General features: G+C 32.4%; 11 protein-coding genes. 3 read left to right on the forward strand and 8 right to left on the reverse strand.

Annotated features, from left to right (window positions below):
* The first annotated feature begins 30 nt into the window (after positions 1 to 30).
* From BBB02_RS01035 to BBB02_RS01045, 3 genes are all read left to right on the forward strand, one after another.
* Complete coding sequence (locus tag BBB02_RS01035) at positions 31 to 228, forward strand: hypothetical protein (RefSeq protein ID WP_063630617.1); 198 nt, start codon at positions 31 to 33, stop codon at positions 226 to 228.
* 303 nt (positions 229 to 531) lie between these two features.
* Positions 532 to 1434: a DMT family transporter gene (locus BBB02_RS01040; protein WP_127463675.1), complete on the forward strand. Its 903-nt coding sequence runs from the start codon at positions 532 to 534 to the stop codon at positions 1432 to 1434.
* Positions 1435 to 1473: 39 nt separating this feature from the next.
* The gene (locus BBB02_RS01045) at positions 1474 to 2781 is read left to right on the forward strand and encodes a UDP-glucose dehydrogenase family protein (protein WP_127463676.1); all 1308 of its coding nucleotides are present in this window, start codon (positions 1474 to 1476) and stop codon (positions 2779 to 2781) included.
* 17 nt (positions 2782 to 2798) lie between these two features.
* On the opposite strand, the gene BBB02_RS01050 is transcribed toward BBB02_RS01045, so the two are convergent.
* The 8 genes from BBB02_RS01050 to BBB02_RS01085 form a co-directional block, all read right to left on the reverse strand.
* On the reverse strand, positions 2799 to 3944 hold the full coding sequence (locus BBB02_RS01050; protein WP_127463677.1) for an MFS transporter: 1146 nt from the start codon (positions 3942 to 3944) through the stop codon (positions 2799 to 2801).
* Positions 3945 to 4071: 127 nt separating this feature from the next.
* Positions 4072 to 5124: a threonine aldolase family protein gene (locus BBB02_RS01055; RefSeq protein ID WP_127463678.1), complete on the reverse strand. Its 1053-nt coding sequence runs from the start codon at positions 5122 to 5124 to the stop codon at positions 4072 to 4074.
* A complete protein-coding gene (locus BBB02_RS01060; RefSeq protein ID WP_063630628.1) occupies positions 5121 to 6170 on the reverse strand; it encodes a threonine aldolase family protein in 1050 nt (349 codons plus the stop codon). The genes BBB02_RS01055 and BBB02_RS01060 overlap by 4 nt, the downstream gene beginning before the upstream one ends.
* 1 nt (position 6171) lies before the next feature.
* On the reverse strand, positions 6172 to 7950 hold the full coding sequence (locus BBB02_RS01065; RefSeq protein ID WP_127463679.1) for an ABC transporter ATP-binding protein: 1779 nt from the start codon (positions 7948 to 7950) through the stop codon (positions 6172 to 6174).
* Positions 7951 to 8940, reverse strand: a complete 990-nt coding sequence (locus tag BBB02_RS01070; protein ID WP_127463680.1) for a phytanoyl-CoA dioxygenase family protein — start codon at positions 8938 to 8940, stop codon at positions 7951 to 7953.
* A 4-nt stretch (positions 8941 to 8944) separates the two neighbouring features.
* Complete coding sequence (locus tag BBB02_RS01075) at positions 8945 to 10621, reverse strand: WG repeat-containing protein (protein ID WP_063630622.1); 1677 nt, start codon at positions 10619 to 10621, stop codon at positions 8945 to 8947.
* Positions 10582 to 12909, reverse strand: a complete 2328-nt coding sequence (locus BBB02_RS01080; protein ID WP_127463681.1) for a glycosyltransferase — start codon at positions 12907 to 12909, stop codon at positions 10582 to 10584. Before BBB02_RS01080 ends, BBB02_RS01075 begins: the two co-directional genes overlap by 40 nt.
* A complete protein-coding gene (locus tag BBB02_RS01085; RefSeq protein ID WP_063630624.1) occupies positions 12866 to 13819 on the reverse strand; it encodes an NAD-dependent epimerase/dehydratase family protein in 954 nt (317 codons plus the stop codon). The genes BBB02_RS01080 and BBB02_RS01085 overlap by 44 nt, the downstream gene beginning before the upstream one ends.
* Positions 13820 to 13907 lie beyond the last annotated feature (88 nt).

Raw genomic sequence — 13907 nt, forward strand, 5'->3', positions numbered from 1 at the left:
GGAGGTATAGCAAGAGAATAGAGAGGGAAGATGAGCTTAAACTACCATAATCTAAAAGAACATCCGAGAAATTTTCGAGATGTAACAGGTTTGAAAATAGAAGAATTCGAAAAGATTGTAGAAAAAGTGCGCCCAGAATGGGAAAAAGTTCAAGAACAGAAGAAATGCCATGGAAGAACGTCAAGATTGCCTGTATTGGAAGATAAAATACTCTGTATAATTCTATAGACCTGCTGCAAAAGAGGAGATATTTAAAGAGAGATGTAGCAAGAGGGAATGAGCTTAAATTATCAAATCAACGTTATTCTACTTTACCTCACTAGCATTTTCCTTACTTGAGCCTTACTATTACTCACAAATATAAACGTTCGTTACATAGCTCTTAATATGTCTAAAGAGACGAAATTTCCCGAATTATTTATAATGAACCCTTACGATCACATTCTGGGGACGTACATCAGAAAACTTTTATATTATTAGTTTTGTAGTAAAATTATATGAGTACATCGTATCTATTAAATCAGAAGCTTTATGGATTACAGATTGAGAGCTTATTTGTTTGGGGTTATCTGGTTTATACTTAGCTTACTTAGTAGTGTAGCTAATGATACTATATCAAAATATCTAAGTTTACATCTTCAGAGTTTTGAAATAATTTTTTTCCGCTTTCTGTTTACCACTATTACCCTTGTACCTTTTATGTTTTACTATGGAATAGAAACTTTTAAAACAAGTCAAATATCTACTCAAATAACCAGGGGTGGGTTGTTGTTTTGTGGAATGACCTTATGGACTTACGGGTTGACTGTTTTCCCCATAGTAACTGCAACGATTATAAGTTTTTCTATACCATTATTTGTTATACTTCTTGCAATCCCTTTGCTAAACGAAAATATAATTTGGCAAAGATGGATAGTAACTGTTATTGGCTTTGTTGGTATTGCTATTACTACCAAAGCTCATAGTGAAGATTTTAATCCTAAAATTCTTATTTTTATTGTATCTGCATTGATCTTTGCTATATTGGATATACTTAATAAGAAACTTGTAACAAAAGAGTCAGTAATAAGTATGTTATTTTATTCAGCTCTAACGACAACTATTTTTTCTACTCCACCTTTGTTATTTTGTTGGCATGTGCCTTCCTTGTTGGAGTTAGTATTACTGCTGATTTTGGGAATTAATTCTTCAAACCTAATTCTGTTCTTTATGTTAAAAGCTTTTACTCTTACTGATGCTACTGCACTTGCACCGTATAGATACATAGAGCTAATAATTTCTGCAATAGTAACATACGTTATATTTAATGAATTACCTGATAAAAGTGCTTTATATGGTACTTTGATATTAATACCTTCAACCTTATTTATAGCTTATTCGGAAGGTAAGGCAATTAAGAAAAATAGTGTAACAACAAAAGTTTATAATTGTTAATGGTATTTATTTTAGATGCTAAGCTATATTTTTAAGGTAATGCACATAACTATTATAGGAGTAGGGTATGTAGGATTAGTATCTGGTACAATGTTATCTGAGCAGGGCCATAAAGTTGATTGCATTGACATAAATACTGAGAAGATTGAACTTTTGAAATCAGGGAAAATTCCTCTATATGAACCTGGATTAGCAGATTATTTAGAGAATAATATAAAGTCACAAAGAATAAGATTTTTCGATTCGTATTTTCAAATAAATCCCAATACAGAAGTAGTATTTATAACTGTAGATACTCCATCAGACTCCCTAGGAAATGCAAATTTAAAGAATGTATATAATGCAGTAAGTGAAGTTTCTGAAAGAGTTAATCAAGATTGCTTAATAGTGATAAAGTCAACTGTTCCTCCTGGTACTGCAGAAAATATACATAATTATTTATCTAATAAGGGCTATAACTTTGATTTAGGAGTTAATCCAGAGTTTCTCAAGCAAGGCTCTGCAGTATCAGATTTTTTATACCCAGATAGGATAATAATAGGAGTAAAAACTAAGCTAGCTAGGGCAAAACTAGAAGTTATATATAGATCATTTATAGATAAGAATATTCCGTTAATAGTCACTGATACAGTTACTGCTGAAATGATTAAATATGCTTCTAATGCTTTTCTAGCAACAAAGGTTGCTTTTATCAATGAGATGGCAGGTTTATGTGAGCTATTAGGAGCAGACATTGACCTTTTAGCTAACAGTATGGGAATGGACCATAGAATAGGTAAGGAATTTCTCAAAGCTGGTCCAGGATTTGGAGGATCATGTTTTCCTAAAGATTTGTCGGCTTTAATAAGGCTTGCTGAAGACCACAATGTCAAGCTACAAATTTTAAATTCAGTTAAGGAATCTAACTATAATCATATAACAAACATTGCTAAAAAGGTAGAATATGTATTAAATGGAGTCCAAAATAAAAAAATAGCAATATGGGGGCTAACTTTTAAGTCTGGTACTGATGATGTAAGAAATAGCCCAGCTATAGATATTGCACAATTGTTAGTGAATAACAAGGCTAAAATTACTGCATATGACCCAATGGGGATGGATAATGCTAGGCAAGTTCTAAAGGATATAGAATACGCGGACAATGCTATAGGGGCTGCAAGGGACGCGGAAGCCTTGTTATTGTTAACGGAGTGGAAAGAATTTAAAAATCAAGATTTTGCAAGTTTAAAGAGTATTATGGCTGCACCTAATGTTTTTGATTTCCGTAATTTATTAGATAGCGAGCTATTACTAAGATATGGTTACCATGTTTATTCTTTGGGTAAAAAATCTATCTACAAAGTTTAACTGTTGAGAAATTTTTTTTACACCGCTTTACTTAGTTTTTTTAGATCTTTGCTTGATAGTATGGAAAAGCAAACGAGTGCAACAACAGAGCAAATGGAAAAAAATGAAAACATAATACTGTTACCACAGTGCTTAACAAGTACTCCTAAGAGCACGCATGAAAATATTGAACTTGCAATATACCCAAATAATCCTGTTAAGCTTACAATTGCACATACATTATTTTGTGGAGCAATTTCTACAGCTATAACACCTGTCAGTACTTGCACTCCAAATATAAAGAATCCTGATAAGATTGCACCAAGGTTTATAAGAATTATGTTTTGACCAAAGTTCATTGCAATAAAAGTGAGTGCTATACCCAACATATAAAGTGATGCCAGCAAGCTTCTATTTTGAAAGAAGTACATATCACTAATTCTTCCTGTTATTAAAGTTCCAAGGATTCCACCTAAATCATATACGCCTGTTATTAGTGAGGATTGTACAAGAGAAATTTGTAATTTATTCTTTAAAATTATAGGAAACCAAAAGAAGATTCCCATTTTTATAATATAAGCACAAAAAGTAGCACAACATAGAAACCATATGGAACTTGTTACCTTGATACCTATTTGAGATTTCTGCACCTTATAATAGGTAATAAAGTTGGCACTTTCTTTGTAATATGCCTTTAATATTATATAAATTCCAAAAAGTAAGCATAAGAAACCAGAGTACAAAAATGCACTTTTTGCATCATATATTTTAATTATACTTGGTAATACAATTAAAGTAATACAAGAACCAAGTTGCTGAGATGCGCTCATAACTCCCCATGATGATGCAATTGAAGAGATGCTAGAGTTTTTAACCATAAACTTGGTAATAGCTGGCCAACCTAACCCTTGTGTCCAAGCTAATAATATTAATGTTAACAGTAATAAAGTTAGATTATTATATGATAAAGTTATACCAATGGTTAATAATCCAGTTGCAATATTGCATAGCCCAAACATAAATAATGGATTATTTTTGGAGTCCATGATTATTCCATTAACAAATTTTGATACTCCATAAAAAAAAGAAAAGCAGGCAAAAAAATAGCTTAATTTTACATGGTCAGTATCTATTAACAGTGGTAGAGCAATTGGTATACTTTGTCTTGATAAATAAAGCAGCATATATCCACAGAAGAATAGTAAATATTGAAAGAAGACAAAGTTTACACCTATTCCCAAATAGCTCTATGCAGATGCTAGCATAATACTATATTGGTATAATATTGTTTGACAAGAAGTTTGCAAACAATTAGTGCAGAAAATTACTTAGTATCTTTCTTATAGCAGATACAGTAGCATTAATATCTTCATAGCTTATATCTCTATGTGTTATAGCTCTGATTTTACCTTTGATGTTAGCCATTCTAATTCCATAATTTGTCATTAGTACGTTTATTAATTCTTGAGTAGATATACAATTAGTACGTAATGAAAAATACGCTATATTAGTTTTATACAGGTTGATATCAATTATAACTTGATCTATGGAGTCTAGGCCTTCTATAAGGTGCTGCATTTTTTTATGATCTTCTTCTAAAGAATTTACATTATTACGTAGAGCATATAAACATGCAGCTGAAATAATGCCAGCTTGGTGCATACCTCCGCCAATTTGAAACTTATAGTACCAAGCTTTTTCAATAAACTCTTCACTTCCAAGCAATATTGCGCCCATTGGAGCACCTAATCCTTTACTAAAATCAATGAATACCGAATCAAAATAACTTGCATACTCCTTTGGAGATATTTTAGTATGAGCACAAGCGTTGAACAGTCTTGCTCCATCTAAATGAGTGAATACGTCATTCTCTTTGCAGAGACTTGAGATCTCTTGAATATATTCTAAAGGCCACACAGCTCCACCACCAAAATTTGTCGTTTGTTCGATAGAAACAAGCCCAACTCTCGGAATATTTCTTAAACTAGGACGAGTAATAAACTCAACAATTTGTTCTCCAGTAAATATTCCTCTCGTACCTTTGATGGGCAAAGGAGTGGCATGTGCCTGGGCTGCGATCAAGCCAGATTGTACTATGAGCGGATGTGAAGTTTCATCAAGCAGCAAGTAATCACCAGGTCTTTGAATGTGTACTTTATAAGCAATTACATTGGACATCGTTCCTGAAATCAAAAAGATTCCTGCAGGTTTACCTAATATTTTACATGCGGTTGCCACTAATTCGTTCACAGTTGGATCTTCACATGCAGCTTCGTTTCCAACTTTTGCTTTAGCCATCGCTTCCCTCATTTTAGCTGAAGGGTCAGTGTTTGAATCGCTAAAGAAATCTATTTTTACTCTCATATTAAATTTAACACAACCTCCTTTATAATTTCAGCAGCTTTCATGATGTCTGTTTCCTTTGTGCCAAGATGGGTAACTGCTCTTATATGAGACTCGAGCCAAGGAAAAAGCAATAAACCATAAGCTTGGCACTTACTCAAGAAAACCTCATTAGTTACATTTAGTGCTTTTATACTAAAGCTTACTATATTAGTTTCTGGATAAGGTAGTACCAGTTTTATGTGTGGAATTTCCTTAATCTTGTCTGCAAACAGTTTGGCGAGTTTATTGTCTTCTTTAAGCCTAGAAATATTGTTCTGTAGTACATACTTTGCTGCATTAGCACAATACCCTATCTGATGATAACCACTACCTAGCCAAACCTGTAGCTTTTTAGCCCTTTCAATTATCTCTCTTTTACCCATAAGCATTGAACCAAAAGGAGCTCCAAGTCCTTTGGTAAAAGAAAAGCTCATTGTATCCACATATTTAGCATAATCTGCTAAAGCAATATTTGTTTCGACATGAGCATTAAATATTCTTGCACCGTCTAAATGAAGATTTACATTGTGAGCTTTTAAAAAGTGATATAACTCGACTTGTTTTTCAAAAGGATAAATTTTACCATTAAACCCGTTTATACTATTTTCTATAGAAACAAGACTCACCTGAGCAAAAATTTTGTACCTTGGCTTAGAATTAATAGCATATTCTACTTCAGCAACATCTAAGATTCCGCTATTATTTCTAATACAATTAAATACGATATTATTTACTTTTGCATTGCCTGCGCTATCGAAAAAATTAACGTGATAATTATAATGAGTTATTAGTTCATCACCAGGACTTGTTTGACTGGCAATGGCTAATCTATTTGCAAGCATACCGCTGGTTACAAATAATGCTTCTTCTACTTTGAATAATTGTTTGCAATATTCTGATAAGTCATTACAGCTTTTGTCTTCACCATAAGCAAAATCTCCAACAGTTGCATTACTTATTGCATGTATAACGTTGGAGCTCTGCAGAGTTGTAGTGTCACTTCTCAGATCAATAATTTTTTCCATCTTATTTCTTGCCATTCAAACAACCAATTTGAGCATTCCAAAGTTCCTTGTAAAGACCTTGCTTAGAAACTAATTCAGCGTGTTTACCATCTTGGACAATTTTTCCTTTGTTAAATACTAGAATTCGGTCCATGTGTAAAAGTGTAGAAATACGGTGTGCTATAGTAATCGTAGTTTTATTTTGCATCAGTTTAAATAAACTCATTTGAATTGTTTTTTCTGTTATAGAATCTAACTGACTAGTTGGTTCATCAAGAAATAATATTGGAGCGTTTTTTAAAAATGCCCTTGCTATTATTATTCTTTGTCTTTCTCCTCCAGATAGTTTGATGCCTTTTTCTCCGACTGTAGTTCCATATTGATCTGGTAGAGTCATAATGAAATCGTGAATACCAGCCAGCTTTGCAGCTCTCATTATTTCTTCGATAGTAGATTGAAGTCTACCATATATGATGTTTGCTAAAATAGTATCATGAAATAACAATGGGTCTTGAGGTATTACAGATATTTGTTGCCTCAAAGAACTCTGTGTAACTTCTGATACTATTTGATTATCAATCTCTATATTACCTTTTTTAACATCAAATAGCCTTAGGATTAAGTTTATAAAAGTAGATTTACCACCTCCAGAATAACCAACTAGACCTACCTTTTCGCAAGGATTATTAATGGTAACTGAAAAATCTTGAAATAATGACTTTTGACCCTCATAAGAAAAAGAAACATTATTAAACGTTATTCTTCCACTTAATAAATTTAATTCTTTAGCATTTTCCTTATCTTGAATTTCTGGTACGGTATTCAAGATTGGCAATGCATCTGAAACTTTGCCGAAATGAGTAGAAAATTGGGTAAGATTTCTAGTTAGATGGTTAAGAAACTCTATAATCGATATATTAATTCCAAGTACAAGAACAATATCTCCTATTGCGATTTTGTTCAATTGATAATCATGAATTAAAAAATACAAGTTTACTGCTTGGAGTATATCAAATGAATAGCCATATATAAACCAAAGCCAAAAGTATGCCCACTGCAATTTTCTCTCTGCAATAGTTCTTTTCTTGCATATTTGAAAAAATTTGTGTCTCTCATGTGCTTGCTGAGAAAATAGCCTTACTGATATAACATTTAAAATACTATCTGCTATACTAGCTATTACTTGTGAATTTTGTTTAGAGTAATTATCAGCTAGTTCAGTAAGTACACGAAAGCTGAAAATCGAGACTAAAATAAAAATGCTTACCCAAGTGAATGTAGCGATTGCAAACTTTATGTTTACTAATGATAAGGTATAAATAGCTAAGACTAATGCTATACTGTAAACGAAAAAACAATCTATAAGCAATCTTATTAACTCTATCACACTATCCATTAAGCTACTGACCTTATGTACTAAGCTTCCAGATAAATTGTTCTGATAATAGGAATGGTCTTGTTGGAGTAGCCTACAAAAAGATATATCAGCTATTTTTTGACGCATTAAGGTAAACATTCGAATGTCAACAAAATAGCCATAGAATCTAAAAGCAGTAGTGATAAGTAATGCCATGCCAAGATAAGCGCTTACAGGTAATAAAAGATTTTCAATTACATTACCTTCCTGATATTTTACAGCTGTATCTAGAATATTTTTTACTAAATACTTTCTAAAAGACAAATCAACAGCTACCACCAGAGCAACTAAAGACATTATAAGTACATTAAGCTTGAATTTAGATACTATATTCAAGATGAACATCAATACACATTTGAAGCTATCAACTCTACTTCTGTTCATTTACAATGCTAGCTCCACTACTTTAACTTTTTTATTGAGAAATACAAGTAGTGAAAACCATAAATTTTTGTATATTTTTCCTGAGATGTCTCCAGCATCATGTAGTGCTGATGCTTGATTTAGAATAAGCAGCTTATATAAATCTCGCTTAGCCTCAGTAGTGTCGATCTCAGAAATATTTGTAGTTGTATCTGTAATAAAGGCTAACCAGCTCTTGATAAGTTCTTCCATGTTTTTTGCTTTTATACTTTCCTGGTAGCCAAACAATGACAAGCATTCTCTCAGTATAGATTCTGTTAACTCACCACAATTGAGTATACCAAAAACTGAAGGCTGAGGTTTTGGCACATAGGGAAGGTCTTGATCTTTTATAATCCACCTTGTTACATAAGCAAATCTATCTTTAGCATCTATATTCTTATCACTACCATGCCATAACCGTGAATCAAAAACTATCGCATCTCCTGCTGAAATAGGTAGTGACTTAATTTTATAATTTTCCCGATTACTTGAGTACTGATCAAAAAAATATGGGTACCAAAAATCAACTAAAGGCTGTATTTCCCATTTATGACTGTTTTCTATAATTTGCAGTGCACCTGAAGTTTCACTTACATTATTCAAAGCTAACCAAACAGAAAAGTGGTAAGGATCATTGAAACTATAGGAGATGTCTTGATGGAAGGGAACTGCATCTATTAAATCAGCAGTTTTACATATAACATTTGATTTTTTCTGCAGTATCTGACACTGAAGTGACTTTTCAAGGTAATTTTTAATAATTTTATCTAATGCTTGAGAGATAATTCTAGTTACTCGAGATGACGTGCCCCATCTGCCGGTACAGTTTAAGTAGTCAGAAGTTGAAACACTTAGTTCTTGGGATAGCTTTGATATCTTATTTGTTATATCACTTAAAGACTGAGTTATTAGCTCTAAAGGAACCAGATTTTTGATAATAAAAAAACCATTTTTTTGTAATGTTTCCATGTGATTAACACCTGACATCAATAACTGATAAGTAATCTGTTAAAGGTAAAACAGCAAAAATTTTGAATCCTTTTACTTGTTTGAGTATTTTTTCCCAATCGTTTAATGTTCTTAGTTTACCTCCTGTTTCAACCATGACATTAATATCTACAGAGCCTCCAGTTGGAGAGCGGTAATCTAAAATAGTTTCTATCAATAAAATACGAGATATTCCTTTGACCAATTTTAAATAAGACAATACTTTATCATCATCATAGTGCTGTAGAAAGCGGCAAAAGACACCTAATTCATAATTTGTAACTGATAGTTCTTCCTGAGTTATAAGTTTGACTTTTAAATTTTCTACTAACTGTCTTGGTACTTTATGTTCGTTATATAGGCCTATAGAACCTTTATTGTGTATATCAGAATAAGCAAGAAATAAAGAGTGTACACCAAATAGCAATATATTCTTAGCACCATCTATATTAATCCTAGAATTAAACTCTTTAGTATCAAATCTAGAATATCCTAGCAATGCTTGGTAAAACGCTATTTTCTTATCTTCTGATGCTTCTCTTTCCTTAAAAGATTCAAATGAAGAGATTGACTCCTGTTTTAGTATATCAGCAATCTTTAACCAATTCTTTTCAGCGGCAACTCTTGCCCACATTGTTGCTGCTTTTGGCAAAAATGGTATTTCCTTAAAACACTTACCTTTTGATGATAGTTTCCATAAGTCCTCGTCCTTATCGTAATCAACAAACCCTATTTCCCACAACGCCCTTAACAGCCTTTCTAGATTTGGTACGATAATGTTTAACTTTTTAGATAAAACTGGCATAGTTGCAGGTAAAATATTTAACAAATCAAGTTCAATAGCAATGCTTGTTAGGTAAGTTTTCCAAAAGGCTGAAAGTTCTGCAGAAATCCTATGCACTTGAGATTCTTTACCTAAATCAAAAATACTAAACTTTACATTTCCGGTAATATCGATTTGTCCTAACAGACCTTCAAAAGTTTCAACTTTTGCCATCCCATTATAGAATGCTTCTACCATTTTAAATCTCTGCTGGTAAACAGGATCACCATTAATATCTATATGAAACCAACCATGTTGATCTTCTGCAATAGAATACCCTTTATGAAAAACATTAAGTTTTTTATACCATTTATTATGTACTAACTTTCCATGATGATTAATATGTGTAGCTTTACCATCCTTATAGACTACAGCGATACCATCCTTAAAATCTCCAACATAATCATATTCCTCCTGATAAATCCTGTTGCCATTTAAATTAATATGAAAACATTTATCATGTCTTCTAACTACACAAGCATCTTCCTGATAATTTCCAATCCATTGATAAGACTGTTTGTATACTCTACATCCAAATGAATCAATATGGTAACACCCTGTATCATCTTCTACGGCTGCTCTATTAAAGTAGAATCCAAAAGTTTTTAGAAATCTATTATGATAAACTGCTTCTCCTCTTACATTGATATGATAAGCACCTGTCTGATCATAAACCGGTGCAAGACCGGGCTCATGAAATTTACCAACCTTTATAAACCTATTTTCATACAAAGGATTTCCTAGTAATTCGTGAAAGCTCTCACACGGTGAAATTTTAATAGATCTAAGATTATCTTTGATTAATTGATCAAAGGTTTTCTCATGTTGCATGTTTTGCATAATTTGTAATTTAAATAATTCTTTTGTAAGCTTAGGTACTCACTACTCTGCCATATTTCCTCGAGTTTAACCTCATTAACATTACCAAAATTTCCTAATGTCTTACGGAGTTCATCTGGAGCACAGCAAGGACTAAACTTTCCTTCATTGTTTATCCATGCTTCTTTACCTAAAAATGGGCATTGACCACCTGGAGCCAAATCCTTAATACCTTCTTGAGAAAGAATTGTAAAATTTTCTAATTTTATCTTTTTACCATTTGGTAATAGCATATTATCTCTAAGCTCATATAACCTTCTCACCTCTGTATTCCATCTACTAATTGCTAACTCATCTCTTCTCATAGATAGATCCTTAATTTCCTCAAAATGTGCCCAAAGATGATGTCCTTTAACTCTATCTATGCCGTTTTTTATGGCCATCTTAACTATGTCATAGAGTTCATGTAAATTACTTTCCAAAAATGTTAATTGTAAAGTAACGGTACACCTTTCACCTGTGTCGCTAAAGTATTTATCTCTAACTTCAAGGAAAGTTTTTAAGTTTTCTGTCACTACTTCCCATTTTGAACCTTTCATGATTCTTTCATGAGTTTCTTTAGTTGCCCCATTCCAGGAAATCTTAACATCAGATAAAATTGGTACCAATAGTTCAGCCCATTTTCTAGCTCCTTTAATGGGAAAAGAACCATTGGTTGTGAGGTTAAGCTTAAGGCCGAACTCATGGCACAAATTGATTATTTCATCAAAGCTTTTATACATTAAAGGCTCACCCATAGTAGAAGGAATGATTTCCCTTAAAGGTGTGCCAGCTGCTTCCTTAATTACTTTTCTGATAGTTTCTATCGATAGTATCTTAGGTTTTATTCCTTTAGCTTTCTTTTCTTCTTTAACTTTGCTGTATGGTGAAAAACATTCGCACATTATACAAGCAAAATTGCAGTAATCTGGATTAGTATCAAAAGTAATTCTCCAAGGACCGGGTTTAACAGCTACTGATTTGCCTTTCTTTTTAATAGCATTACGGTAAATCTTGTTAAGTTTTTCAGTATGCTCACTTATAGAAGGTATATTTCCATTTTTAGTATAAGGATAGCCTTTTTGGGTAAGTTTACTATATAACTCCTGATCTGTAGATAGGATTTGCATTTTTTCTGATAAACTACTTGCATCTCTGTGCTTAAACAACAGTCCATCTCTTACATATTCTGCCATACCACCATAATCGGCTGTTATAACTGGTATTCTAAGTTGCTGTGCTTCATGTATTACTAACGGTGAATTTTCACCCCAAATTGAAGGAACGACTATTGCATCAACTTTATTAAATACGTCAGTAACTATATTCTTATTATCATAACTTCCCATCCACTCTATTCTTTCTTTAACAATAGGTAAAAATTGATCGGTAATCGCTTTTAAAGCGTTAGTTTCTTCTCTTTCTGCTCCCCAAATTCTAAGTTTTGCTTTAGATGATAAGTGAGAAAAAGCCTTTAGTAATAGGTCAACACCTTTTTCGGAAGTATGAGTACCAATATAACCGAAAATAAACTCTTTTTCTTGTGCTCTATTTCTATTCTTAAGACGATTGAGATCAAAACCATAATCAAGATAAGAAATTTTGTTTATCGGAACATTAAAATCCTGAGTAAATTTATCCATCAAGAATTTCGATGGGGAAATAAAGTAATCTATATAGTCTATTATTTTCCTTGTGTGCTTCATTCTAGTTGCAACCCATTGTTCCCAATAATTTATGTCTGAATTCAGGAATTCTTCATCTCCTGTAAAATATCCCTTGTAACATTGGGTTGCACATTTTTGATCCTTTTGTCCATCACAAAGCTGCAATAAATCTTCAGAATTACGTTGAATAAACCTTCCTCTTGGACACATTAACCAAAAGTCATGTAGCGTAAAAATTGTAGGTATATTTTCTTTAAAAGCAATTTCTGGTAAAGTAATTGATAGATGATTAAGATGACCAAAATGTATAAGATCTGGCTGAAAGTTATCTATTATTCTTTTAAATTTTATATTTACTTCTTCATTGATAAATTTATAACGATATTTAGCTGTAGGTATATTAATTAAATGCAGTAAAATCCGGGAATCACTACGATCTAGAACTGTAGTGTAATAAAAATCAGGTAAAAAGCTATTTTCATACCTAGTAAATACTTGTACCTCATTGTTATTTGCTAGTTCATGAGCAAGAGTTTGGCTATAAACCTCTGAACCAGCACTATAATAAGGAGGGTAACCATGAATAACTTTTAATATTTTCATATATTACCATATCTATATTGTTAGGATATTCTTGTGTATTGTTTTGTAGACTTTTTATAAATTTACTTAATCCTACTTCTAATGAATGTTTTGGAGACCAACCAAGTAGCTCTTTAGCTCTAGTAAAATCACCATGAAACTTAGTTACATCAAAATTTCTTGGAGGATAAAAATCAATTCTAGAATCACTTTTTGTGACTTTTAATATTGTTTTTGCTAAGTTTTCTAAAGTACATGGGCTATTAGTAGTAAGATGAATAGCAGGAAGAGAAGATTTTTCGCTTTGTAAATATTGAACAGTTAAGCATATACCCTCTATAACATCATCCAAATAGGTAAAATCAAAAACACATTCTTTACCTTCTATTTTAATTGGATCACCTCTTAATGCATTAATACAGAGTGCAGGAATTACTCTACTGTTATGATCTAGTAAACCACCGTATACATTTGAAAAGCGTAATATTGCTACATTAAAATCTTTTGAACTTGTTATTTGTTCCTCAATCAATGCTTTACCTTTGGCATAATTATTTATTGGATCGATACTAGCAGATTCTGTAACTGGCAGTTCCTTCTGCTCTCCATAGACTTCTCTACTACTTGCATATATAAACCACGGTTTATTTGGAAGTGACTTACATAACCCTAAAAACTGCATTGTACCATCAACATTAATTTTTCTACACAGTTCAGGATAAAGTTCACCATGTATAACTCGAGAAATTGCAGCCAGATGAATAATTCCTGTACACTGAGCAAGTAGTGGTACTATATCTTCTGAAAAAAAACTGAGTGGATTGTTGTGAAACCTAATATCACAGCTTATTACTTCATGGCCCTGGTTTTCTAACTTTTTCACCAAGGTTGACCCTATCAAACCTGCAGCACCTGTTATTAATATCCCCATGTATACCCTCTCACTACAACTAGGAAAATTTGTCGTACCAATTATCTTACAAGTAAGAATCAAAAGGTATTATAAAACCAGTATAAAA

Origin of the sequence: Wolbachia endosymbiont of Bemisia tabaci (genome assembly GCF_003999585.1) — a bacterium.
Taxonomy (GTDB): domain Bacteria; phylum Pseudomonadota; class Alphaproteobacteria; order Rickettsiales; family Anaplasmataceae; genus Wolbachia.

What these genes read in the sequence shown, in the direction of transcription:
- BBB02_RS01035 (WP_063630617.1), top strand. Translation starts at nt 31, where the DNA reads ATGAGCTTAAACTACCATAATCTAAAAGAACATCCGAGAAATTTTCGA.
- BBB02_RS01040 (WP_127463675.1), top strand. Translation starts at nt 532, where the DNA reads ATGGATTACAGATTGAGAGCTTATTTGTTTGGGGTTATCTGGTTTATA.
- BBB02_RS01045 (WP_127463676.1), top strand. Translation starts at nt 1,474, where the DNA reads ATGCACATAACTATTATAGGAGTAGGGTATGTAGGATTAGTATCTGGT.
- BBB02_RS01050 (WP_127463677.1), bottom strand. Translation starts at nt 3,944, where the DNA reads ATGCTGCTTTATTTATCAAGACAAAGTATACCAATTGCTCTACCACTG.
- BBB02_RS01055 (WP_127463678.1), bottom strand. Translation starts at nt 5,124, where the DNA reads ATGAGAGTAAAAATAGATTTCTTTAGCGATTCAAACACTGACCCTTCA.
- BBB02_RS01060 (WP_063630628.1), bottom strand. Translation starts at nt 6,170, where the DNA reads ATGGAAAAAATTATTGATCTGAGAAGTGACACTACAACTCTGCAGAGC.
- BBB02_RS01065 (WP_127463679.1), bottom strand. Translation starts at nt 7,950, where the DNA reads ATGAACAGAAGTAGAGTTGATAGCTTCAAATGTGTATTGATGTTCATC.
- BBB02_RS01070 (WP_127463680.1), bottom strand. Translation starts at nt 8,940, where the DNA reads ATGGAAACATTACAAAAAAATGGTTTTTTTATTATCAAAAATCTGGTT.
- BBB02_RS01075 (WP_063630622.1), bottom strand. Translation starts at nt 10,621, where the DNA reads ATGCAAAACATGCAACATGAGAAAACCTTTGATCAATTAATCAAAGAT.
- BBB02_RS01080 (WP_127463681.1), bottom strand. Translation starts at nt 12,909, where the DNA reads ATGAAAATATTAAAAGTTATTCATGGTTACCCTCCTTATTATAGTGCT.
- BBB02_RS01085 (WP_063630624.1), bottom strand. Translation starts at nt 13,819, where the DNA reads ATGGGGATATTAATAACAGGTGCTGCAGGTTTGATAGGGTCAACCTTG.